The 21,795-nt window shown below is 75.2% G+C and carries 23 protein-coding genes; 14 read left to right on the top strand and 9 right to left on the bottom strand.

Features of this window, described 5'->3' with window-relative positions:
• Nucleotides 1-54 precede the first annotated feature (54 nt).
• Complete coding sequence (locus ACQPX6_RS07440) at nt 55-930, top strand: LysR family transcriptional regulator (RefSeq protein WP_433786567.1); 876 nt, start codon at nt 55-57, stop codon at nt 928-930.
• A gap of 7 nt (nt 931-937) precedes the next feature.
• On the opposite strand, the gene ACQPX6_RS07435 is transcribed toward ACQPX6_RS07440, so the two are convergent.
• Nucleotides 938-2,215 (bottom strand): ATP-binding protein, encoded by a 1,278-nt coding sequence (locus ACQPX6_RS07435; RefSeq protein WP_433786566.1) that lies wholly within the window; start codon nt 2,213-2,215, stop codon nt 938-940.
• A 9-nt stretch (nt 2,216-2,224) separates the two neighbouring features.
• Complete coding sequence (locus tag ACQPX6_RS07430) at nt 2,225-2,893, bottom strand: response regulator transcription factor (RefSeq protein WP_433786564.1); 669 nt, start codon at nt 2,891-2,893, stop codon at nt 2,225-2,227.
• A gap of 49 nt (nt 2,894-2,942) precedes the next feature.
• On the opposite strand from ACQPX6_RS07430, the gene hisN reads away from it, so the two are divergent.
• Nucleotides 2,943-3,758, top strand: coding sequence for a histidinol-phosphatase (hisN, locus tag ACQPX6_RS07425; protein WP_433786561.1), 816 nt, complete (start codon nt 2,943-2,945; stop codon nt 3,756-3,758).
• A gap of 263 nt (nt 3,759-4,021) precedes the next feature.
• Here the strand turns inward: hisN and ACQPX6_RS07420 are convergent, their stop codons facing one another.
• Complete coding sequence (locus ACQPX6_RS07420) at nt 4,022-4,276, bottom strand: hypothetical protein (protein WP_433786560.1); 255 nt, start codon at nt 4,274-4,276, stop codon at nt 4,022-4,024.
• Between the two features lie 74 nt (nt 4,277-4,350).
• On the opposite strand from ACQPX6_RS07420, the gene ACQPX6_RS07415 reads away from it, so the two are divergent.
• The gene (locus ACQPX6_RS07415) at nt 4,351-4,836 is read left to right on the top strand and encodes a MaoC family dehydratase (RefSeq protein WP_433786558.1); all 486 of its coding nucleotides are present in this window, start codon (nt 4,351-4,353) and stop codon (nt 4,834-4,836) included.
• Here ACQPX6_RS07415 and ACQPX6_RS07410 read toward each other — a convergent pair.
• Both ACQPX6_RS07410 and ACQPX6_RS07405 read right to left on the bottom strand, forming a co-directional pair.
• A complete protein-coding gene (locus tag ACQPX6_RS07410) occupies nt 4,787-5,458 on the bottom strand; it encodes a PH domain-containing protein (RefSeq protein ID WP_433786555.1) in 672 nt (223 codons plus the stop codon). The genes ACQPX6_RS07415 and ACQPX6_RS07410 overlap by 50 nt on opposite strands.
• Before the next feature lie 29 nt (nt 5,459-5,487).
• On the bottom strand, nt 5,488-6,321 hold the full coding sequence (locus ACQPX6_RS07405; RefSeq protein WP_433786554.1) for a biotin--[acetyl-CoA-carboxylase] ligase: 834 nt from the start codon (nt 6,319-6,321) through the stop codon (nt 5,488-5,490).
• Between the two features lie 82 nt (nt 6,322-6,403).
• Here ACQPX6_RS07405 and ACQPX6_RS07400 point away from each other — a divergent pair, with 82 nt between their 5' ends.
• The 3 genes from ACQPX6_RS07400 to ACQPX6_RS07390 are packed head-to-tail and all read left to right on the top strand — an operon-like array spanning nt 6,404 to nt 9,199.
• Nucleotides 6,404-8,059 carry an acyl-CoA carboxylase subunit beta gene (locus ACQPX6_RS07400; protein WP_433786552.1) on the top strand — a complete coding sequence of 552 codons (1,656 nt, stop codon included), beginning with the start codon at nt 6,404-6,406 and terminating at the stop codon, nt 8,057-8,059.
• A gap of 22 nt (nt 8,060-8,081) precedes the next feature.
• Nucleotides 8,082-8,309, top strand: a complete 228-nt coding sequence (locus tag ACQPX6_RS07395) for an acyl-CoA carboxylase epsilon subunit (RefSeq protein WP_433786550.1) — start codon at nt 8,082-8,084, stop codon at nt 8,307-8,309.
• A complete protein-coding gene (locus ACQPX6_RS07390; protein WP_433786548.1) occupies nt 8,309-9,199 on the top strand; it encodes a YceI family protein in 891 nt (296 codons plus the stop codon). Before ACQPX6_RS07395 ends, ACQPX6_RS07390 begins: the two co-directional genes overlap by 1 nt.
• On the opposite strand, the gene ACQPX6_RS07385 is transcribed toward ACQPX6_RS07390, so the two are convergent.
• Nucleotides 9,188-9,841 carry a TetR/AcrR family transcriptional regulator gene (locus ACQPX6_RS07385; RefSeq protein ID WP_433786546.1) on the bottom strand — a complete coding sequence of 218 codons (654 nt, stop codon included), beginning with the start codon at nt 9,839-9,841 and terminating at the stop codon, nt 9,188-9,190. The two genes, ACQPX6_RS07390 and ACQPX6_RS07385, sit on opposite strands and share 12 nt — an antisense overlap.
• Before the next feature lie 54 nt (nt 9,842-9,895).
• Between ACQPX6_RS07385 and ACQPX6_RS07380 the strand changes: the two genes are divergently transcribed.
• From ACQPX6_RS07380 to ACQPX6_RS07360, 5 genes are all read left to right on the top strand, one after another.
• Nucleotides 9,896-10,333, top strand: a complete 438-nt coding sequence (locus ACQPX6_RS07380) for a YybH family protein (RefSeq protein ID WP_433786544.1) — start codon at nt 9,896-9,898, stop codon at nt 10,331-10,333.
• A gap of 85 nt (nt 10,334-10,418) precedes the next feature.
• The gene (locus ACQPX6_RS07375) at nt 10,419-11,159 is read left to right on the top strand and encodes a DUF899 domain-containing protein (protein WP_433786543.1); all 741 of its coding nucleotides are present in this window, start codon (nt 10,419-10,421) and stop codon (nt 11,157-11,159) included.
• A 53-nt stretch (nt 11,160-11,212) separates the two neighbouring features.
• Nucleotides 11,213-13,003 (top strand): hypothetical protein, encoded by a 1,791-nt coding sequence (locus tag ACQPX6_RS07370; RefSeq protein WP_433786542.1) that lies wholly within the window; start codon nt 11,213-11,215, stop codon nt 13,001-13,003.
• A 58-nt stretch (nt 13,004-13,061) separates the two neighbouring features.
• Complete coding sequence (locus ACQPX6_RS07365) at nt 13,062-13,865, top strand: SAM-dependent methyltransferase (RefSeq protein ID WP_433786541.1); 804 nt, start codon at nt 13,062-13,064, stop codon at nt 13,863-13,865.
• 11 nt (nt 13,866-13,876) lie between these two features.
• Nucleotides 13,877-14,530 carry a Maf family protein gene (locus ACQPX6_RS07360; RefSeq protein ID WP_433786540.1) on the top strand — a complete coding sequence of 218 codons (654 nt, stop codon included), beginning with the start codon at nt 13,877-13,879 and terminating at the stop codon, nt 14,528-14,530.
• Nucleotides 14,531-14,556: 26 nt separating this feature from the next.
• Here the strand turns inward: ACQPX6_RS07360 and ACQPX6_RS07355 are convergent, their stop codons facing one another.
• Nucleotides 14,557-15,276, bottom strand: coding sequence for a hypothetical protein (locus ACQPX6_RS07355; protein WP_433786538.1), 720 nt, complete (start codon nt 15,274-15,276; stop codon nt 14,557-14,559).
• A 232-nt stretch (nt 15,277-15,508) separates the two neighbouring features.
• Here ACQPX6_RS07355 and ACQPX6_RS07350 point away from each other — a divergent pair, with 232 nt between their 5' ends.
• From ACQPX6_RS07350 to ACQPX6_RS07340, 3 genes are all read left to right on the top strand, one after another.
• Nucleotides 15,509-17,320 (top strand): acetyl/propionyl/methylcrotonyl-CoA carboxylase subunit alpha, encoded by a 1,812-nt coding sequence (locus ACQPX6_RS07350; RefSeq protein WP_433786537.1) that lies wholly within the window; start codon nt 15,509-15,511, stop codon nt 17,318-17,320.
• 27 nt (nt 17,321-17,347) lie between these two features.
• Nucleotides 17,348-17,779, top strand: coding sequence for a DUF1707 domain-containing protein (locus ACQPX6_RS07345; protein ID WP_433786535.1), 432 nt, complete (start codon nt 17,348-17,350; stop codon nt 17,777-17,779).
• 181 nt (nt 17,780-17,960) lie between these two features.
• Nucleotides 17,961-19,457, top strand: coding sequence for an MDR family MFS transporter (locus ACQPX6_RS07340; protein WP_433786534.1), 1,497 nt, complete (start codon nt 17,961-17,963; stop codon nt 19,455-19,457).
• Here ACQPX6_RS07340 and ACQPX6_RS07335 read toward each other — a convergent pair whose 3' ends face one another.
• A complete protein-coding gene (locus ACQPX6_RS07335; RefSeq protein WP_433786532.1) occupies nt 19,458-19,937 on the bottom strand; it encodes a DUF1772 domain-containing protein in 480 nt (159 codons plus the stop codon).
• A gap of 81 nt (nt 19,938-20,018) precedes the next feature.
• Nucleotides 20,019-21,746 carry a glycerol-3-phosphate dehydrogenase/oxidase gene (locus tag ACQPX6_RS07330; protein ID WP_433788212.1) on the bottom strand — a complete coding sequence of 576 codons (1,728 nt, stop codon included), beginning with the start codon at nt 21,744-21,746 and terminating at the stop codon, nt 20,019-20,021.
• Nucleotides 21,747-21,795 lie beyond the last annotated feature (49 nt).

Raw genomic sequence — 21,795 nt, 5'->3', positions numbered from 1 at the left:
GCCTGGCGCGGGCCCCCGCTGGACGTCCAAGACCCGGCGCGATCACCATCGGCTATGGACGTCCACCTCCGCGACCTGCGCTACCTCGTCGCGGTCGCGCAGGAACGGCACGTGACGCGCGCGGCCGCCGCGCTGCACGTGTCGCAGCCCGCGCTGAGCAAGCAGCTGCGCGCCCTCGAGCGGCAGGTCGGCGCGGTGCTGCTGCGGCGCCTGCCGCACGGGGTGGAGCTGACGCCGGCGGGCGAGGCACTGTTGCCCCACGCCCGCGCGCTGCTCGAGCGCGCCGACGACGCCGCCCGGGACGTCGCGGCCGCGAGCCGGCACCTCGTGGTCGGGGTCAGCACCGGCGTCGGGCGGGGCCTGCTGCCCGCGGTGCGCTCGCGGGTGGCGGCGACCGGCGTCGACCCCCGCGTGCGGACCGTGCCGTGGGACGACCCGAGCGCGGGGCTCGCGGACGGCACCAGCGACGTCGCCGTGGCCTGGGCGCCGGTGCCGGGGCGGGTGGAGGTGCTGGAGCTCGCGCGGGAGCCGGTCGCGGTCGCCCTGCCGCCCGGGCACGCCCTCGCCGGGCGCGCCTCGGTGGCTTTCGCCGACGTCCGCGACGAGCCGTTCCTCGCCCTCCCGCCGAGCGCCGGGCCGCTGCGGGCGACGTGGCTGGCCGACGCCCACCGCGACGGGCGCCCGGCACGCGTGGGCGCCGAGGTCCGCACGGTGGAGGAGACCCACGAGGCCCTGCTCGACGGTCGCGGCGTGGTGCTCGTGGCGGTGGGCAACGCCCCGGCCCTGGCCCGCGACGGCGTCTCCGTGGTCGACGTCGACGACCTGCCGCCCGCGGTGCTCGTGCTGGCCCGGCGCGCGGACGACACCCGCCCCGCCGTGCGCGCCTACGTCGCGGCCTGCCGGGAGGTGCTCGCGGCGCGGCGGGCTTGACCGGTTCTCAGCGCGGCGTGCTGGGCAGCGGCCGGGCCGCGGCGACCGTGCGGTCGGTGCGGGGCACGGGCAGGAACACCGCGAAGGTGGCCGGGCGGGTGCGGGCGAGCTCGAGGCGCCCGCCGTCGGCCTCGACCAGCGCGCGGGCCAGCGCGAGCCCGACGCCCGTGGACGCCGCGCCGGAGACCCCGCGGTCGAACACGTGCGGGGCGAGGGCGGGCGGGACACCGTCGCCGTGGTCGCCGACCTCGACCACGATCGTGTCGTTGTCCGAGAGCCGGGCCGAGAGGGTCACCGTGCCCTTGCCGTGGCGCAGCGCGTTGTCGACCAGCACGCCGAGCGCCTCGCGCAGCCGGCCCGACGTGGCGCGCGCGACCAGCCCCTCGGGCGCGCGGACCCGCACCACCCGGCTCTCGGCGCGCAGCGGGTCGCGCCACTCGGCGGCGACGGCCTCCAGCTCGCCCGCGACCTCCACCGGCCCTGCCCCCGACGCGCGGGCCTCGCGCGCCGAGGCGAGCAGCTCGTCGAGGACCTGGGCCAGGCGCTCGGCCTGCTCCAGCGCGGCCGCGCCCTCGGCGGACACGTGCTCGTCGGGGTTGGCGGCCAGCTCGTCGAGGCGCAGCTGCAGCGCGGTCAGGCGGCTGCGCAGCTGGTGGGAGACGTCGCCGACGAGGTCGCGCTCGCGCTGGAGCAGCTCGGCGAGCGCGGTGGCCGAGGAGTCGAGCACGTCGGAGACGCGGTCGAGCTCGGGGATGCCGTGGCGGTGCGGCGCGGGCCGGAAGTCGCCGGCCCCGAGGCGCGCGGCCCGCCCGGCCACCTGCTGCAGCGGGTCGGCGAGGCGGCGCGCGGTCAGCGTCGCCACCACGGCCCCGACCGCCACCGACAGCAGCACCGCGGCCAGCACCAGCGCCGTCGCCTGCAGCTGGCGGGCCCGCATCTCCGCGGTCGGCTCGGCGAGCACCGCGGAGCCCGACAGCCCGAACGGCAGCGTCTCGCTCACCGTCGGCCCGGGCGCGAGGACGCCGAGCGTGCTCACCCCGCGGGGCGTGCGCACCACCAGCGACCCGCCCGGCGGGACCGCGATCCCGACGCCGGACAGGTCGATCGGGCGGTCGCCGGAGCCCTGCGAGTCAAGGGTGGCGACGACCTGCCGGAGCCGGGAGTTGATGTCCGCGCGCGTGAAGTCCTCGACCAGCCGCCACGTCGTCAGCGCCAGCGGGCCGCCCAGCACCGCCACCGTGATGGTGACGACGATGAGCGTGGAGATCAGGATCCGGCGGCGCACCCCGGGTCCTCAGGTGTTGAAGCGGAAGCCGACCCCGCGGACGGTGCTGATGCGCTTGCCGGTGCCGCCGCCCTCGTCGGCGAGCTTGCGGCGCAGCCACGACATGTGCATGTCGAGCGTCTTCGACGTCTTCATCTCGGGGTCGTTCCAGACCTCGCGCAGGATCTCCTCGCGCGAGACCACCTGGCCGGCGTGCGCCATGAGCACGCGCAGCAGCTCGAACTCCTTGTTGGCCAGCCCGATCTCGGCGCCGTCGACGGTCACCCGCCGCGCCGAGGGCTCCAGCCGCACCCCGGCCGCGTCGAGCACCTCGGGCGCCCGGCGGCGCAGCAGCGCCCGCACCCGGGCGAGCAGCTCGGCCAGCCGGAAGGGTTTGCCGACGTAGTCGTCCGCGCCGGCGTCGAGCCCGACGACGAAGTCGACCTCGTCGGTGCGGGCGGTGAGCATGAGGACCGGGAGGTCCGGCTGGTCGACCCGGACGCGCCGGCAGACCTCCAGCCCGTCCATCCCGGGCAGGCCCAGGTCGAGCACCATGAGGTCCGGCCCGGCCCCGCCCGCACGGGTCAGCGCCGCCGGCCCGTCGGCGACGACGTCGACCTCGTAGCCCTCGCGCTGCAGGGCGCGGGACAGGGGTCCGGCGATCGCCGCGTCGTCCTCGACGAGCAGCACCGTGGTCACGCAGCCAGCCTAGCCCGCACGCGGCAGCCGACTGGCACGATCGCCGACCATGAGCCCCGGGACCCCCGCGACCGGGCGCGCCGCCGACCTCGCGCTCGCCCTCGACCTCGCCGACGCCGCCGACGCCGTGACCCTGCCCCGCTTCCGCGCCGTCGACCTGCGCGTCGAGCGCAAGCCCGACCGCACGCCGGTGACCGACGCCGACACCGCGTGCGAGGACCGGCTGCGCGCCGTCCTCGCCACCGAGCGCCCCGACGACACCGTGCTCGGCGAGGAGCGCGGCGGCGAGCTCGGGGGCGGGCGGGTCTGGGTGATCGACCCGATCGACGGCACCAAGAACTTCTCCCGCGGCGTGCCCGTGTGGGCCACCCTCGTCGCGCTGGTCGAGGGCGGGCGCCCGGTGGTCGGCGTGGTCAGCGCCCCGGCGCTGGGCCGGCGCTGGTGGGCCGCGCAGGGCGGGGGCGCGTTCACCCGCGACCCCGCCCGTGGCGTCGACGCGGGGCCGATCGCGGTGTCGGGCGTCGCCGACCTCGCCGACGCCTACGCCTCGACCACCGACCTCGACAGCTGGCGCACCCTCGAGCGCCAGGACCGGTGGCTGGCGCTGACCCGCGCGTGCTGGGAGAGCCGCGCGTTCGGCGACTTCTGGCACCACTGCCTCGTCGCCGAGGGCGTGCTCGACGTCGCCGTGGAGCCCGAGGCCAACACCTGGGACCTCGCCGCGGCCCAGGTGCTCGTCGAGGAGGCCGGGGGCCGTCTCACCGACCTCTCCGGCGCCGCGCGGCCCGACGGCGGGGACTCGCTGACCACCAACGGGCAGCTGCACGACGCCGCGCTGGCCCTGGTGGGCACCGCCCGCGGATAGGTCGCTCACGCCGCCGCGCGGTCCCGGCGCCGGAGCACGTGGAAGGCGACCGCGTAGGCCACGGCCGCAGCGCGCGCAGCCGGGCGTCGCGCAGCGTCCCGATCAGCACGAGGGCCACCGGCAGGACCGCCACCATCGCGAACTGGCCGATCACCAGGACCGGCACGGCCCACGCGGACACGATCACGGACCGCGGCGGGCGGCGGGACGGGGTCTGCGGGCGAGCGGCGGGTGCCGGAGCGAGCAGTGGTCTCGCACGGACTTCACGCCCCCGCGAGCCGCGCCCACACCAGCCGCCCGAACAGCGAGAAGCACGCGACCGACTCGTCGTCGAACCGCGTCCACTCGAAGCGCCCACCGCCGTCGCACCAGAACACCTCCCAGCTGCCCTCACCGCCCTCGCCGCCGCCGGGCACGGCGCGCACGCACCACGCCCGGTCGGCCTCCGCGCCCACGCTGACCGCCGCGTCCGCCACCCCGGCCGCCTCCAGCCAGCCCGCCAGCTCCGCCGCCCGCACACGGGTTCCGACGCAGCCGGGCGGCGCACGGTTCCGTCCCACCCGGGAAGACGTCGGCTGGCACGATCACCGCCGTGACCGCCCCCGAGGTCTGCTTCGAGGACCTACCCGCCGGCCGGCGCATCGCGCTGGGCTCCGTGGTCGTCGACCGCGACGAGATGCTCGCCTTCAACCGCCGCTTCGACCCGCAGCCCTTCCACGTCGACGAGCAGGCCGCGCGGGACTCGCTGTTCGGCGGCCTGTGCGCGTCGGGGTGGTTCACCGCGTCGCTGTGGATGCGCTGCTACGTCGACGGGCTGCTGTCCCGGGCGGCGGCGCTGGGGTCGCCGGGCGGCGACGAGATCGCCTGGCCGGCGCCCGTGTTCCCGGGCGACCGGCTGGACGCGGCGCTGGAGATCGTCGCCGCGCGGGTGTCGGCGAGCCGGCCGAACCTGGGCCTGGTGACGCTCGTCGGCACGCTGACCCGCGGGGACGACGGGGCAGACCCCGTCACCGTCTACCGGGGCCGCTTCACCGGGATGTTCGGGCTGCGCGCGCCCGGCGGGACCGCCAGCGCCTGACCGGCCCGCCCGCGGGCACGGGCTCCGGGTCGTCGTCGAGGTCGTCCTCGTCGTCCGCGAGATCCTCGTCGAGGTCGTCCTCGAGGTCCTCGTCCGCGGGCCCGGCCGTCACCGCCCGACCGAGCCCGCCCCGGTCGGCGGCGACGCCCTCGACCATGGTCGCCAGGCGCTCGACGCGGCCGAGACCGGAGAACTCCCAGGGCTCCTCGGTGCCGACCGTCGCCACCACGAGCGTGCCCGAGCCCAGCGCGCGCTCGAACCCGGTGCACCGGGTGCGGACACCGGTGATCGTCGCGCCCGCGACGTCGACGCTCTCGCGCGCCAGCACGCCCTCGCGCACGAGCAGGCGGCGGTCGGTGACGACGAGGTGGGTGCAGCGCCAGCGCACCAGCGGCAGCACCGCGAGCCACGCGACGGCCAGCACCGCGAGCAGGACCAGCGCGAGCCGCAGCGCCGTGCGGGTGGCGTCGGAGGGCACCGTCGTCGCGAGCGCGGCCAGGAACGCCGCGAGGAACGCCGCGGCGGGCGGGACCAGCGCGGGCACCACGAGCATGCGCCAGTGCGGGCGGCGGTGGGCGAGGACGTGCTCGCCGCGACGCAGGACGGCGTCCGGATAGGCCACGCGCACCTCCTCGACCCGGCGGGTCGAGGCTAGCGACCCGCGGGCCGCACGTGGACCACGTCGCCCGCCGACACCACGGTCGTGTCGCCGCCGGCCTCGCGGACGGCGAGGCGCCCGTCGCGGTCGACGTCGACGGCGCGGCCCTCGAGGACCCGTCCACCGGGCAGGGTCACCGTCACCTCGCGCCCGAGCGTGGCGCAGCGGGCGCGGTAGTCGTCGACGAGACCCGCCGCGACCACGTCGCCGTACGCGGAGCGCCAGCGGTCGTCGAGGTCGGCGAGCGCCCGGAGCACGGCCACCAGCACCGTGTCCCGCCCGAGGTACCCGGCGCCCTCGGCGGCCAGCGAGGTGCCGCCGGCGGGGAGGTCGTCGACGGGCGTGGTGACGTTGAGCCCGATCCCGACCACCAGCGCGCGCTCGTCGCCCCCGCCGGACGCGACCTCGGCGAGCACGCCCGCGCCCTTGGCGCCCGCGTCGCCGAGCAGCAGGTCGTTGGGCCACTTCAGGGCGGCCGGGACCTCGCCCCCGGTGACCTCCCCGACCGCCTCGACCAGCGCCAGCCCGGCGAGCAGCGGTGCCCAGCCCCAGCGCTCGACGGCCACCTCGCGGGGGCGCAGCAGCACCGAGAACGTCAGGCCCTCGCCCGCGCGGTCGGACCACACCCGGTCGCGGCGGCCCCGCCCGGCGTCCTGGTGCTCGGCGACCAGGACGGTGCGGTCGGGGGCGGCGGCCGGGTCACCGGCCAGGGCGGCGAGGTCGGCGTTGGTCGAGCCGGTGCTCGTCACGACCTCCAGCGACGCCCAGGGGCCCGCCGGGGGTCCCAGGGTGCGTCGCAGGGCGTCTCGGTCCAGGGGTGCGGCCACGGGCGCGCACCGTAGTAGTGCGACTGATCACCTCGCCGCCGCGAACCGGGGCCGTGTCGGGGGCGGTCGCTAGGGTGCCGCCATGACCGCCGCGACGGAGCCGTTGCCGCAGCCGGACAGCTCGAAGGGTGGGGCCTCGGAGGAGCCGGACGTCCACACCTCGGCCGGCAAGCTGGCCGACTGGCACCGGCGTCAGGACGACGTCGTGCACGCCGGCAGCGAGCGTGCCGTCGAGCGCCAGCACGCCAAGGGCCGCAAGACGGCGCGCGAGCGCCTCGACCTGCTGCTCGACGAGGGCTCCTTCCTCGAGTTCGACGCCATGGCGCGCCACCGCTCGACCAACTTCGGGCTCGAGTCCAACCGCCCCTACGGCGACGGTGTGGTCACCGGCCAGGGCACGGTCGACGGGCGCCCGGTGTGCGTGTTCTCCCAGGACGCGACGGTGTTCGGCGGGGCGCTGGGTGAGGTCTACGGCGAGAAGATCGTCAAGGTCATGGACGTGGCCATGAAGATCGGGTGCCCGGTCGTCGGCATCAACGACGGCGGCGGCGCGCGCATCCAGGAGGGCGTGGTCGCGCTCGGCCTCTACGGCGAGATCTTCCGGCGCAACGTGCACGCCTCGGGCGTCGTCCCGCAGATTTCGCTGGTCATGGGCCCGGCGGCCGGCGGCGCGGTGTACTCCCCCGCGCTCACCGACTTCACGATCATGGTCGACGAGACGTCGTTCATGTTCATCACGGGCCCGGACGTCATCAAGACGGTCACCGGCGAGGACGTGGAGTTCGAGGCGCTCGGTGGCGCCCGCACCCACAACCAGACCTCGGGCAACGCGCACTACCTGGCCTCCGACGAGGAGGACGCGATCGCCTACGTGCAGGAGCTGCTGGGCTACCTGCCGTCGAACAACCTCACCGACCCGCCGCGCATCCCCGGCGAGGAGGAGACGGGCTCGGTGCCCGAGGGCATCGGCGAGGCCGACCTCGAGCTCGACAGCATCGTGCCCGACTCCCCCAACCAGCCCTACGACATGCGCGACGTCATCACGCGCGTGGTCGACGAGGGCGAGTTCCTCGAGGTCCAGCAGCTGTACGCGCCCAACATCGTCGTGGGCTACGGCCGCGTCGAGGGCCGGCCGGTGGGCATCGTGGCCAACCAGCCCACCCAGCTCGCGGGATGCCTCGACATCGGCGCCAGCGAGAAGGCCGCCCGCTTCGTGCGCACGTGCGACACGTTCAACGTCCCGGTGCTGACCTTCGTCGACGTGCCGGGGTTCCTGCCCGGCACCGACCAGGAGTACGACGGCATCATCCGGCGCGGCGCCAAGCTGATCTACGCCTACGCCGAGGCGACGGTCCCGCTGGTCACGGTCATCTGCCGCAAGGCCTACGGCGGCGCCTACGACGTCATGGGCTCCAAGCACCTCGGCGCCGACGTCAACATCGCCTGGCCCACCGCGCAGATCGCGGTCACCGGCGCGTCGGGCGCGGTGAGCATCCTGTACCGCAAGGAGCTGGCCCGGGTCGCCGACGAGGGCGGCGACGTCGAGGCCCGGCGCGCCGAGCTCCAGCAGGAGTACGAGGACACGCTGGCCAACCCCTACGTCGCCGCCGAGCGCGGGTACGTCGACGCCGTGGTCCCGCCGTCGCACACCCGCGGCTACGTCGCCCGCTCGCTGCGGATGCTCGAGACCAAGCGCGAGACGCTGCCGCCGCGCAAGCACGGGAACGTGCCCCTGTGAGCGCAGCGAACGAGGTGTGGCTGTGAGCGAGGACGAGGCACCGGCCCGCCCGCTCCTCCGCATCGTGCGCGGGGAGCCCGACGCCGCGGAGCTGGCGGCGCTCACCGTCGTGCTCGCGGCCGCGGGCGGTGGGGACGACGAGGCCCCGGAGCCCCCGCCGCCGTCCACGTGGTCGCGCCGCGTCGATCTCGTGCGCGGCCCCGTCCACCCCGCGCCCGGCGGCTGGCGCGCCTCGGCCCGCCCGCGCTGATGGCCCTGCTGCGCCGACGCCGTCGCACGCTCGTCGGGGGCGAGTCCTTCCGCGACGCGGACCACGCCCTCCTGCCGATCCCGCCCACCGGCGGGCTGGTCAGCGCCCAGCTGCGCAACGTCGAGGGCCGGCCGCTGCCCGGCGTGAGTGTGGCCGTCGTCGAGGCCGAGGGCCTGCGGCGGGTGGTCACCGAGTCGCCCACCGACCCGTTCGGCTTCTACACCGCGGCCGTGCCCAGCGGGTCCTACTCGCTGCGGGCCACCCTCGGTGGCTACCGCACCCTGACCCGCGACCTCGTCGTCGGCCGCGGCGACCACGCCGCCCTCGGCGCCCTGACCCTGTCCGCCGACCAGGGCAGCACCCGCCCCACGCCCGGCGAGTGGGTCATCGACGACGCCCACAGCCGGCTCGGGTTCGTGGCCCGCCACATCGCCCTGTCGCGGGTGTACGGCGAGTTCACGCGGTTCCGCGGGTCGATCGTCGTCGCCGAGGACCTCGAGGACTCCAGCATCGACGTCGTCATCGACGCCGCCAGCATCGAGACCCACAACGCCCAGCGCGACGCCCACCTGCGCTCCCAGGACTTCCTGGACGTCGACGACCACCCGCAGCTGCAGTTCTCCAGCACGCGGTTCGCGGTGCGCGCGGGCAACACCTGGACCATCGACGGCGACCTCACCATCCGCGGCCGCACCAACGACGTCCGCCTCGAGACCACCTACCTGGGCACCCAGACCTGGAACGGCACCCGGATCGGCGCGACGGCCACCACCTCGCTGCACCGGGAGCACTTCACGCTCAATTGGCAGCAGATGGTCGCCCGGGGCGTCCCGGTCGTCGGGTCGACGATCCAGATCCACCTCGACGTGCAGGCGGTGCTACAGCTCTGACGGCTCCGGCGTGACGAGCGTCGCCGTCCAGAGCTGCGCGAGCCAGGCGGCGTAGGCCTCGTCGGACCACCCGCGCCGACGGACGAGGGTGAGCCACAGCGACCCGTCGGTGGTGGCGAAGAGGACGTCGCGGCAGGTGTCCTCGGGCACGGCCAGCTGCCCGGTGACCTCCGCGGCCCGGGCGTGCTCGCCCATGGCCGCGAGGCGTTCCCGATCGATCTCGGCGAGGAACTCGGCGGCCCCGGGGTCACCGCCGGCGGCGCCCTGGATGGCGAGGCGCAGTCGGGCGGTCCGTCGCATGATCGCCGTGTTCACGGTGGCGAACCGCACCAACCGCGCGGCGAGGTCGGGCTCGGCGAAGACGGCCCGCAGCTCGGGCCGGTCCAGGAGGCGGAGGTCATCCTCGTCGCCGCCCACGGCGACGTCCCACGCCCGGCGCAGCACCGTGAGCTTGGTGCGGAACGCTGCGTAGACCGTCTCCACGGCGACCCCCGCCGCTCCGGCCACCTCGGCCATCGTCGTGGCGCCATAGCCCTTGTCCACGAACAACTCGAGCGCAGCGTCGAGGACACGACGGCGGTTCTCCTGCGCCTGCTGCCGCCGACGGGTGGAGTCGTAGCGCCTCTTGACGCCCTCGGACATCGGGTACAACCTCCTTGTATTCGATGAGTAAGAAATGTATCGGAAGTGGGGGCGATGGCGCGGACGGGCGAGGTCGAGGCATTCCTGGGCGAGATGCTGCCGCGACAGCGGGACGCCGAGGAGGCCCTGTGCCGCGGTGACGCCGACGCGCGGGGCGACACGTGGTCGCGGAACGACCCGGTCACCCTCTTCGGCGCCGCCGGAGGGCTCCGGCGCGGCTGGGACGAGGTGGACGAGACCTTCCACCGGCTCGCCGGGCGCTTCACGGGGAAGCACCTGCGCGAGTACGACCTCGAGCTCGTCGCCGCCGGGGCGTCCGGGGACCTGGCCTTCACCGTGGGGTTCGAGCACAAGACATTCGTCGTCGATGGCGAACCCGTCTCCTACACGCTCCGGGTCACCCACGTGTACAGGCGGGAGGACGGCGTCTGGCGCATCGTGCATCGCCACGGCGACCGCCCGACGGCGGAAGAGGCATCGCTGCCGGACTGAGCAGTCGACTCCCCGTGCTTGCATGAAGCAAGCCACCGTCCTACCGTGCTTGCTTCACGCAAGTCGATCGGACGAGGTGAGGACGATGGCGATGCCGGACGTGGTCTCGCGCGACGAGTGGCTGGCCGCGCGACGGGCGCTCCTGGAGCGCGAGAAGGAGCTGACGCGGGCGCGGGACGTGCTCAACGCCGACCGCCGGCGGCTGCCGATGGTGCGGGTCGAGGCGGACTACCGCTTCACCGGTCCGACCGGCGAGGTCGGGCTGCTCGACCTGTTCGGCGGTCACCGGCAGCTCGTGCTCCAGCACTTCATGTTCGACCCGGCGTGGGACGTGCCCTGTCACAGCTGCAGCGCGATGGCCGCCGACACGGGCGAGGGCGTGCGGGAGCACCTCGCACGCCGGGACACCGCGTTCGCCGCCGTGTCGCGGGCGCCGTTCCCGCGGCTCGCGGCCGTGGCCGAGGCCCGCGGCTGGACCTTCGCCTGGTACTCGTCTGCCGACAGCACCTTCAACCACGACTTCCACACGACGCTCGACGCGTCCGTCGCGCCCGTGAGCTACAACTTCCGCGGCGCCGACGAGCTGGTCGCCTCCGGCTTCGGCTGGATGCTCGACCACGTCGGCGAGCAGCCCGGGATCAGCGCGTTCGTGCGCGACGGCGACGACGTGTTCCACACCTACGCCGCGTACGGCCGCGGGGTCGAGGCGATGATGCACGGCTACCACCTGCTCGACCTCACCGCCCTGGGCCGGCAGGAGGACTGGGAGCAGCCGAAGGGGCGGGCGCCGGTGGCGCACGAGGCGGACCCGGGATTCCGGAGCTGACGGCCTTCCCCGAACGGCCCGTCGTTGTCGGGGGTGGGCGCTAGTGTCGACCCATGTTCGAACACGTGTTCGCATCGCTGCCGGAGGGTGTCGGCACGACCCCTCCGGGTGCGGCGCTGGGCGCGCTGCTCGAGCAGGTCGACCCCCGCACCGTGTCCCCGCACGACACCGTGGTGCTGGCGCGGGCGTGGCGCCGCCAGCTGTCCCACCACGAGGCCCGCTTCGCCCTCGCCGCCCGCGAAGCCGCCCTCGCCGACCCCGACCGGCCCGGCGGCCGCCGCGAAGGGATGGGCGAGTTCTCCGCCGATGAGTTGCGGGTGGTGCTGCACGAGTCCCGCACCCGGGTGGGGAAGCTGCTGGGGCAGGCCGACACCGCGATCGCCGCGATCCCGCAGCTGTGGGCGGCGTGGGACGCCGGGCGCATCGACACCGACCGCGTCCGCATCTGTGTCACCTGGACCTCGTCGCTGTCGGCCGAGCACGCCGCCCGGGTGGTGCGCGAGGTCCTACCCGACGCGCCACGGTTGACGTTGTCGGGGTTGATCGACCGCATCCAGCACCTCGCCCGCGGGCTCGACCCCGGGTGGGCGGCCCGGCTCTACGACAACGCACGGCGCCAGCGTCGGGTGCGGACGCGGCGCACCGAGGCCGGCACGCTCAACCTGTCCGCGCTGGATCTGCCCCTCGACGCCGGCTGCCGGTCGGCGGCGCACATCGACGCCATGGCCGTGCGCGCCAAAGCCCTCGGCCACCCGGGGCTGATCGACACCATCCGCACCGACATCCTGCTGGCGCTGCTGTCCCCGCGCGGGTCGGGCCAGGATGACGACTCCGTCATCGCCGCGGTCATCGCCGCCGCCGACCCCACCGACCCACCGGGCCGCCGGTCACCCCAGCACGTCGGCCGCACCCGACCCGCCCGAGAGCCTGCCGAAGACGACGGGGAGCCCGACGGGGAGCCGGCGCAGCGTGGTGGTGGTCCGCGGCGGTCGCGGATCGAGCTGCGGGTGGGTCTGCTGACGTTGTTGGGGCTCGACGAGAAGCCCGCGACCATGCCCGGCTACGGGGTGGTGCACAGCGTGCTGGCCCGCCAGTTCGCCCGCCAGCTCTGTTCGGCGCAGTGGCGGGTCGCGGTCACCGACGACCAGGGGTTGCCGGTGGCGGCGCTGCTGCTGCGCCGCCGCCCCCGCGGCTACGCCACCACCCCACCCGACCCACCCGACACCCCACCCGACACCCCTGCGGTCGGGCCGCGCCCGGTGCTCGAGCTCCACATCGACGAAGGCGCCCTGGACCGGCTCCGCCCCGCCGAGCACCCCGGCTGGACCGAGGTCATCGAAGAGCTCCAGGCGCAGTACGCCGCGTGGCGGTCCCCGGAACCTGACACCGCGGCCGAGGCCGCGCGCCGGCTGCCGCCCGAGGCCCTCACCCGCTGGATCCAGGTCCGCGACCGCACCTGCGTGTTCCCGCCGTGCCGGGCGTCGTCGGTGGCCGCCGACATCGACCACACCCGCGCCGCCACCACCGGCGGCCCCACCGCCGGGGCGAACCTCGGGGCGCTGTGCCGCCACGACCACCGCCTCAAGCACGAAGCCGGCTGGCACCTCGACCAGACCGCACCCGGCACCTTCACCTGGACCAGCCCCACCGGCCACACCTACCACCAGCACCCCCAGGCCGCGGCCCCCGACATCCCGCCGCCCGCGACCTTCCGGCCCCGCTCCAGCACCACACCCACCGAACTCGCCAGCGACGAACCCCTCTGGACCAACGACCCCTACCCCGACCCCGACACCACCCGCCCACCCGGACGCCACGGGCGACCCGACGACCCACCGTTCTGATGCGCGCCGAGGTCAGGGCGCCCGGCGGTTACGGTGGCGCCGTGCGAGGGGGCCGACGGTGACCGAGGGGTTCGACAGCGGCGTGCCCTCGCCCGCGCGGATGTACGACTACTACCTCGGCGGGAGGGACAACTTCGCCGCCGATCGCGAGGCGGCCGAGGCGGTGATCGCGAGTCACCCCGAGCAGCGGCAGCTCGCGCGCAACAACCGGGCGTTCCTCGTGCGCGCGGTCGAGCACCTCGCGGCGGCGGGGATCACGCAGTTCATCGACATCGGCACTGGCATCCCCACGTCGCCGACCGTGCACGAGGTAGCCCGCCGCACCCACCCGGACGCCCGCGTGGTGTACGTCGACGACGACCCCGTGGTGCTCGCCCACGCCCGGGCGCAGCTCGCCGACGACCCCGCGCTCGCCGTGGTGGACGCCGACATGCACGACCCGGACGTCATCACCGACCACCCCGACGTGGCACGGCTGATCGCCTTCGACCGCCCCGTCGCGGTCATGTTCGTCGCCGTCCTGCACTTCTCCGCCGGCGACGAGCCCCGGCGGATCGTCGAGCACTTCCGCCGCCGGATGGTCCCGGGCTCCTATCTGGTGCTCTCCGCCGGCAGCTCGGAGAACCTGTCCGACGGCGAGCTCGCCGAGATCCACGCCGCCTACGCCCGCACCCCGCGCGGCGGTCACCTGCGGTCCCGCTCGGAGATCGAGGCGCTGTTCGCGGGCTTCGCGCTCATCGAGCCGGGCGTGGTCGACGTCTGCCGCTGGCGCGGGTTCGAACGCCCGACGCACGTCTCGATCCTCGCGGGCGTGGCCCGCCGGACGGACGGCCCCGCGGCCGACGCACCGCTGCCGACGTAGGGTTCCGCCCCGTGCGTCTGGTCCTCGCGTCTGCGTCCCCGGCCCGTCTGGCGATCCTGCGGGGTGCCGGGGTGGAGCCCCTCGTCGAGGTGTCCGACGTCGACGAGGACGCCCTGCTCGCCGAGCTCGGCCCCGAGGCCTCGGCGGTCGACACCGTCACGGCGCTGGCGCTGGCCAAGGCGCGCACGGTCGCCGCCCGCGTCGCGGCGGTCGAGCCGGAGTGCGTGGTCGTCGGCGCCGACTCGATGCTGTTCCTGGACGGCGAGCTGGTGGGCAAGCCCGGCTCCGCCGACGTCGCCCGCGGGCGCTGGGACCAGATGGCCGGCAGCACCGCCGAGCTGTTCACCGGGCACGCGCTGGTGCGGGTCGGCGGCGGGGCGCCGGGCCAGGAGCTGGCCGGCCACGCCCGCACCGCCGTCACGTTCTCGCGGCCGACCACCGCCGAGCTCGAGGCCTACCTCGCGAGCGGGGAGCCGCTGTCCGTCGCCGGGGCGTTCACGCTCGACGGGCGGGGCGGCTGGTTCGTCGAGGGCATCGAGGGCGACCCGTCGAACGTCGTCGGCCTGAGCCTGCCCCTGACCCGCCGGCTGCTCGCCGAGATCGGCGTCGGTGTCGACGCGCTGTGGGCCGCCTCGGCGGGTCCGCGCACGGCGCCCGTCGGCTGAGCCCCGGCAGGCTGAGGCGCCGACCGTCAGGGCGCGGGCTCGAGGCGCAGCGAGCGCACCAGCGCGTCCGCGGCGTCGCCCTGCGCGTCGATGTCGGGCGCGGGACGTGCCACGGCCAGCACCGTCAGGGTGCGGCCGGTCGCCGCGAGGGTGCTGACGCGCACGAGCGCACCGTCGAGCCCGCCGCCCTCGACCCGCCGCACCGAGGTACGGGTGGGCAGGTCCGCGATCACCTCGGCGTTGTCGGTCAGCGACGCGGTCTCGGCGCCGGGGGCGAGCAGCTCGGCGTAGGCGTCGGCCAGCCGGCGCGCCTCAGCGGCGAGCGCCTCCTCCTGCGCGGGGTCGGGTGCGGCCGGGTCCGCGCGCGGCGGCACGCGGGCGGGGTCGGCCAGGCCCACGAGCACCACCGTGCCCTCGCCGCGCTGCAGCACCGTGGCGCCCGCGAAGCGCCCGGGCGGCACCTCGACGACGTCCTGCGACGGGACGACGCGCCAGCCCGGCAGCAGGGCCAGGGACGTGGACGACGCGGCGTCCGGCACGCGCTCCTCGCTCGGGGTGGCCGGGGCCGGCTCGGGCTCCTCCGCGGGACTCGACGACGGAGCCGGGGCATCGGACGGAGCGGCCGCCGGAGCGCCCGCCGACGACTCCCCGGCCAGGCGCAGCGCGGCCGCGCGGTCGGCGCCCACGGCACCGGCGAACACCGCGACGAGGCCGGCGAGCACCAGCACGATCGCGCACGCGGTCACCGACCGCCACCACCAAGGCTGCATCGGTCGCCGACCGTAGGCCGCGGTGCGGGGGCGACCCGCACCGGGGCGCGATCTCGGCCGTGGTCACGCGTGTGGTCATGGCCACGCCCAGGCCCGCGACGGGCCGGGGCCGAGTGCGAGAGAGTGACCCGGCCGGGCCGCCGTCCGGCCGCACCTAGACTGCCCCGACCGTCCCGGTTCAGCGAGGAATCCCCCAGGAGGTCAACCGATGGCCGCGTCCGCCCCGACGGGGTTCGACCCGCTGCACACCGTCCTGGTCGCGAACCGCGGCGAGATCGCGGTGCGGGTGGTGCGCGCGTGCACCGACGCGGGCCTGAAGAGCGTCGCGGTGTACGCGGATCCGGACCGGGACGCCCCGCACGTGCGGCTCGCGGACCAGGCGTTCGGGCTCGGCGGCGAGACCGCCGCGGACTCCTACCTCGACATCGAGAAGATCCTGCACGCGGCGCGGGAGACCAGCGCGAACGCCGTGCACCCGGGCTACGGGTTCCTCTCGGAGAACGCCGACTTCGCGCAGGCCGTCATCGACGCCGGCCTCATCTGGGTCGGGCCGTCGCCGCAGGCCATCCGCGACCTGGGCGACAAGGTCACCGCCCGCAAGATCGCCGAGCGCTCCGGCGCGCCGCTGGTGCCCGGCACGAAGGACCCGGTCGCCGACGCCGACGAGGTGATCGCGTTCGCCGACGAGCACGGCCTGCCGGTCGCGATCAAGGCGGCCTTCGGCGGCGGCGGGCGCGGCATGCGCGTGGCCCGCGAGCGCGACGAGATCGCCGAGATGTTCGACGCCGCGGTGCGCGAGGCCGTCTCGGCGTTCGGGCGCGGCGAGTCGTTCGTCGAGCGCTACCTCGACCGGCCCCGCCACGTCGAGGCGCAGGTCCTGGCCGACCAGCACGGCAACTGCATCGTCGTCGGCACCCGCGACTGCTCGCTGCAGCGGCGTCACCAGAAGCTGGTCGAGGAGGCGCCCGCGCCGTTCCTCACCGACGAGCAGCGCAAGCGCATCCACACCTCGGCCCGCGACATCTGCGTCGAGGCCGGCTACTCCGGCGCCGGCACCGTCGAGTTCCTCGTCGGCGAGGACGGCACGATCTCGTTCCTCGAGGTCAACACCCGCCTGCAGGTGGAGCACCCGGTCTCCGAGGAGACCAGCGGGCTCGACCTGGTGCTCGAGCAGTTCCGCATCGCGGCCGGCCAGCACCTGCGCTTCACGGAGGACCCCACCCCGCGCGGGCACGCGATCGAGTTCCGCATCAACGGCGAGGACGCCGGCCGCGGCTTCCTGCCCGCCCCGGGCACCGTCACCCGCTTCGTCGCCCCCGACGGGCCGGGCGTGCGCGTCGACTCCGGGGTCGAGACCGGCACCGTCATCGGCGGCCAGTTCGACTCGATGGTCGGCAAGCTGATCGTCACCGGCGAGGACCGCGAGCAGGCCATCGCCCGCTCGCGGCGCGCGCTGGCGGAGCTCGTCGTCGACGGCCTGCCGACGGTCATCCCGTTCCACCGGGCCGTGCTCGACGACCCCGCCTTCACCGCCCCGGACGGCGCCGAGTCGTTCACGGTGCACACGCGGTGGATCGAGACCGAGTTCGACAACCAGATCCCGCCGTACGAGGCCGCGCCGGCCGAGGACGACGAGGAGGAGGCCGCGCCGCGCCAGACCGTGGTCGTCGAGGTCGGCGGCAAGCGCCTCGAGGTCTCGCTGCCGGGCGACCTCGCCATCGGTGGCGGGGGTGGCGGCCGTGGTGCGGCGCCGAAGAAGAAGTCGCGCAAGCGCTCCGGCGGCGGGGCGAAGGTCTCCGGCGACGCGGTCACCGCGCCCATGCAGGGCACCGTGGTCAAGGTCGCGGTCTCCGAGGGCGACACGGTGTCGACCGGCGACCTCGTGGTCGTCGTCGAGGCCATGAAGATGGAGAACCCCGTCACCGCGCACAAGGACGGCGTCGTCACCGGGCTGACCCTGGAGGCGGGCGCGAGCGTCAACCAGGGCGCCGTGATCTGCGAGATCCCCGACGCGAGCTGAGCCCGCGCGCCGCGCATACTCGGAGGCGTGGCGGACGTGGGGGCGCACGAGCGGGAGCTGGCGATGGAGGCCCTCGACGCCCACCGCCGTGACGGGCGGCTGGAGCGCGGGGAGCACGCCAGCCGGTGCGCCGCAGCGTCCCGGGCGACGACGCGGGCCGAGCTGGAGGCGCTGTTCCGCGACCTGCCCGAACCGCACCCGGCCTACCCGTCCGCCGCCCGCGCCGTCCCCGCGCCGCGCCCCGAGCCGGTCGGGGCGCCGGCCGCGCCGGACCTGCCCGAGCTCGTCGGGCCGGCGGGCGCGGCGATCGCGCGGCACGCCGGGCTCATCTCGCTGCTGACCCCGGCCGTGGCCGCGGTGCTCTTCGCGCTGTCCGGCGGGCGGTTCCCGTGGGTCTTCGTGCTCGTCCCGGTCGTGCTGGCCACGGTGGCGTACATCTCCTACCGCCACCAGCAGTGACGGACGGACCCCGTCCCGGGGAATAGAAGGACCGGTCGGCGCGCTGGTCTGCAGGTCCGCCCGGGTGTCCGTCGACGTGCCCGGTTCACCTACGCGCGGAATCCGTTCGCCTGTCGGGGGTCGGTGTGATGCTCTGTCCACCACCCCGTGACCGACCCGGACGCCGCTGTGAGGGAGAACGATGACCGGCCCGACCCCCGCCGCCCCCGAGCGGCGGGACACCACGTCGGCACGCCCGATGGTGATCATCATGACGCTCGTCGTGTCGGCGTTCGTCATGATCCTCAACGAAACGATCCTGTCGGTCGCGCTGCCCCACCTCACGGGCGACCTCGGGGTCTCGGCCACGACGGTGCAGTGGCTCACCAGCGGCTTCCTGCTCACCATGGGCGTGGTCATCCCGACCACGGGGTTCATCCTGCAGCGGTTCACGCCCCGCCAGGTCTTCCTCGCGGCCATGACGCTGTTCAGCACCGGCACGCTCATCTGCGCGCTCTCCCCCGGCTTCCCGCTGCTGCTCGCCGGCCGCGTGGTGCAGGCGGGCGGCACCGCGGTGATGATCCCGCTGCTCATGACGTCGGTGATGCGCCTGATCCCCGCCGAGCGTCGCGGGGCCACCATGGGCACGATCTCGATCGTCATCGCCGTGGCGCCGGCCATCGGGCCCACCATCGGCGGCCTCATCCTCGCCTCGCTCGACTGGCGGTGGATGTTCTGGAGCGTGCTGCCGCTGTCGCTGGCCTCGCTCGCCGTCGGCTTCGTGATCTTCCGGGTCGCGAGCGAGACGCGGTCGACGCCGCTCGACCTGCTCTCGGTGGCGCTGTCCTTCGTCGGCTTCGGCGGCCTCGTCTACGGCCTGTCGACGCTCGGCCACGGCGGCGACGCCGTGCTCCCGCCGTGGGTGGCCCTGGTGATCGGGGCCGTCGCCCTCTTCGTGTTCGTCGCCCGCCAGCGGCAGCTCCAGCGCACCGAGTCGGCGCTGCTCGACCTGCGGCCGTTCAGCCACCGGCCCTTCGTCATCGCGATCATCCTGTCGGCGCTGCTGTTCATGTCGCTGCTGGGTGCCGGGGCGATCCTGCTGCCGATCTACCTGCAGAACGTCCTCGGGCTCAGCGCCGCGGTCACCGGCCTCGCCGTGCTCCCCGGCGGTCTGGTGCTCGGCTTCATGGGACGTCCCGTCGGCCGCCTGTTCGACCGCGTCGGTGCGCGCCCGCTCGTCATCCCGGGGGCCATCGGCCTCGCGGTGTCGATGTGGACGTTCGCCGCGCTCGGCCCGAACGCCTCGCTGTGGATGGCGATCGCCGCGCACATCCTGCTCATGGCCTCGCTCGGCCTCATGATGACGCCGCTGCTCACCGAAGGGCTCTCGGTGCTGCCCGAGCACCTGTACTCCCACGGCAGCGCGATCCTCACGACGCTGCAGCAGGTCGCCGGTGCGGCCGGCACCGCGGGCTTCGTGACCATCGCCGCGATCGGGTCGGCCTCGACCACCGGCACGCCGGACGCGAGCGGCCTGCGTCTCGCCTTCATGGCGGCCGGTGTCATCGGGCTGATCGCGGTCGGCGTCTCGTCCATGGTCCGGCGCAAGTCGGCCGCGGGCGACGCCGGCACGGGCGAGCAGCCGGCCGGCGAGCAGCCGGCCGACGAGGTCCGCAACACGCCGGTCGCCGGGCACTAGTCACACCAGGCCCGCCACCAGCGCGAGCGCGCCGACCGTCGTGACGGCGGTGCGCACGCGGTGGGCGCGGGTCCAGGGACGCTCGAAGGCCTCGCGGGCCCGGGCGACGTCGCCGGCGTCGTCCGGGTCCGCGCGGTCGAGGGCGTCGTTGCGGGGCAGGTGCACCACGACGGTCAGCACGATCGACGCCACCTGCAGCACGCCGCCGGCGACGGCGAGCGCCACGAGCACCGGCGGCGCACCGTCCAGGGGCACGAGCACCGCCGTCGCCACGCCGGCCAGGGGCGCGCCGAAGAACAGCAGCGCGAACCCGGGCCGCACGATGACGCGGTTGACCGTCTGCATCACGGTCACCAGCACCCGGTCGGGCAGGCCGGCGAGCGCTGGCATGATCGTCAGCGAGAACGCGAGGTAGACCCCCGCGAGCAGGGACGCGAGCGCGGCGGCGACGAGGTGCACCGCGAGGACCAGGACCGTCATGGACCCAGCTCACCGCGGCGGTCCACGCGGCACCATCGCCGCGCGTCCGCCGTCCCTGCCCGCCCGTCCGGGCGGTGAGCCTCAGCCGGTGCCGAGCGCCGCCAGGCGCGGGGCGCGCGGGTCGGGTGCGGCGACGCGGCGCTTGTCCGCCTCGACGTCGGTGTCGACGGTCTGCGACTCGCGCTCGGCCTGGACCCGCTCGATGTACGAGCGCACCTCGTACTCGCGCTGCTCGTCGGTCCAGCCCATCAGCTCGCCCATCTGCGCGCCGACCGCCGCCGCCGAGTCGACGCCGCGGTGGGCGTACTCGATGGAGATGCGGGTGCGGCGGGCGAGGACGTCGTCGAGGTGCAGGGCGCCCTCGTAGGCCACCGCGTACGCGATCTCCACGCGCAGGTAGTCGGGCGAGGCCTCCACCGGCTCGAGCAGCGACGGGTCGTCGTCGCACATGGCCAGCAGGCCGTGCAGCAGCGAGCCGTAGCGGTCGAGCAGGTGGCGCACGCGGTGCGGGTGCAGCCCGTGCTGCAGGCCCAGCTGCTCGGCCTGGTTCACCAGCGCGAAGTAGCCGTCGGCGCCGACCAGCGGCACCCGGTCGGTCACCGACGGGGCGACGCGGCTGGGGATGTCCTCGGCGGCGGCGTCGATCGCGTCGGCGGCCATGACCCGGTAGGTCGTGTACTTGCCGCCCGCGATGGCCACGAGGCCCGGCATCACGCGGGACACGGCGTGCTCGCGCGAGAGCTTCGAGGTCTCCTCGCTCTCGCCGGCCAGCAGCGGGCGCAGGCCCGCGTACACGCCCTCGATGTCGTCGTGGCTCAGCGGCGTGACCAGCACCGAGTTGACGTGCTCGAGCAGGTAGTCGAGGTCGGCGCGGGTGGCGGCGGGGTGGGCCAGGTCGAGGTTCCAGTCGGTGTCGGTGGTGCCGACGATCCAGTGGTTGCGCCACGGGATGATGAACAGGACCGACTTCTCGGTGCGCAGGATCATCCCGGTGTCCGACGGGATCTTGTCGCGGGCGACCAGGAAGTGCACGCCCTTGGACGCCTTGACCCGGAACCGGCCGCGGGTGCCGGCAGCGTGCTGCATCTGGTCGGTCCACACTCCGGTGCAGTTGACGACCACCGAGGCGCGCACGTCGGTCTCTTGGCCGGTCTCGACGTCGCGGACCCGGACGCCGGCGACGCGGTCGACCTCGTGGAGGAACTCGACGACCTGCGTCGACGTGCGGACCACGGCGCCGTACTGCGCGGCGGTGCGCCCCACCATCATCGTGTGGCGGGCGTCGTCGGCCTGGGCGTCGAAGTAGCGGATCGCCCCGACCAGCGCGCTGCGCTTGAGCGCCGGCGCCATGCGCAGGGCCCCGGAGCGGGTCAGCTGCTTCTGGTGGGGCAGCGAGCTCTTGCCGCCGATGGTGTCGTAGAGCGTGACGCCGGCGGTGACGTACGGACGCTCCCAGTGCTTGGTCAGCGGGTAGAGGAAGCTGACCGGCTTGATCAGGTGCGGGGCGAGGCGGGTCATGTTGAGCTCGCGCTCGCGCAGCGCCTCGCGGACCAGAGCGAAGTCCAGCTGCTCGAGGTAGCGCAGCCCGCCGTGGAACAGCTTCGACGACCGGCTCGACGTCCCCGACGCCAGGTCGCGCGCCTCGACGAGGGCCACCTTGAGCCCTCGGGTGGCCGCGTCCAGCGCCGCCCCGGTGCCGACGATGCCGCCGCCGACCACGACGACGTCGAAGTGCTCGTTGGCGAGCCGTTCCCACGACCGCGCCCGTGTGCCCGGACCGAGCCGCGCGGGCTCGGCGGCCGCGTCCAGCGCCTCGGCCTCCGCGGCGGTGCCGGCGTCGGGGTGCTCCGACGACCCG

It is taken from the genome of Actinomycetospora sp. CA-101289, from assembly GCF_050955895.1.
Classification (GTDB): Bacteria; Actinomycetota; Actinomycetes; order Mycobacteriales; family Pseudonocardiaceae; genus Actinomycetospora.
Note: the sequence above shows the minus strand (reverse complement) of the source record. Positions and strands in the feature narration are given on the sequence as shown.

Bases quoted from the DNA above. Each gene is read 5' to 3' on its own strand.
- ACQPX6_RS07440 (WP_433786567.1), top strand. From the start codon at position 55: ATGGACGTCCACCTCCGCGACCTGCGCTACCTCGTCGCGGTCGCGCAG.
- hisN (WP_433786561.1), top strand. From the start codon at position 2,943: ATGAGCCCCGGGACCCCCGCGACCGGGCGCGCCGCCGACCTCGCGCTC.
- ACQPX6_RS07400 (WP_433786552.1), top strand. From the start codon at position 6,404: ATGACCGCCGCGACGGAGCCGTTGCCGCAGCCGGACAGCTCGAAGGGT.
- ACQPX6_RS07390 (WP_433786548.1), top strand. From the start codon at position 8,309: ATGGCCCTGCTGCGCCGACGCCGTCGCACGCTCGTCGGGGGCGAGTCC.
- ACQPX6_RS07385 (WP_433786546.1), bottom strand. From the start codon at position 9,841: ATGTCCGAGGGCGTCAAGAGGCGCTACGACTCCACCCGTCGGCGGCAG.
- ACQPX6_RS07380 (WP_433786544.1), top strand. From the start codon at position 9,896: ATGGCGCGGACGGGCGAGGTCGAGGCATTCCTGGGCGAGATGCTGCCG.
- ACQPX6_RS07375 (WP_433786543.1), top strand. From the start codon at position 10,419: ATGGCGATGCCGGACGTGGTCTCGCGCGACGAGTGGCTGGCCGCGCGA.
- ACQPX6_RS07370 (WP_433786542.1), top strand. From the start codon at position 11,213: ATGTTCGAACACGTGTTCGCATCGCTGCCGGAGGGTGTCGGCACGACC.
- ACQPX6_RS07350 (WP_433786537.1), top strand. From the start codon at position 15,509: ATGGCCGCGTCCGCCCCGACGGGGTTCGACCCGCTGCACACCGTCCTG.
- ACQPX6_RS07340 (WP_433786534.1), top strand. From the start codon at position 17,961: ATGACCGGCCCGACCCCCGCCGCCCCCGAGCGGCGGGACACCACGTCG.
- ACQPX6_RS07335 (WP_433786532.1), bottom strand. From the start codon at position 19,937: ATGACGGTCCTGGTCCTCGCGGTGCACCTCGTCGCCGCCGCGCTCGCG.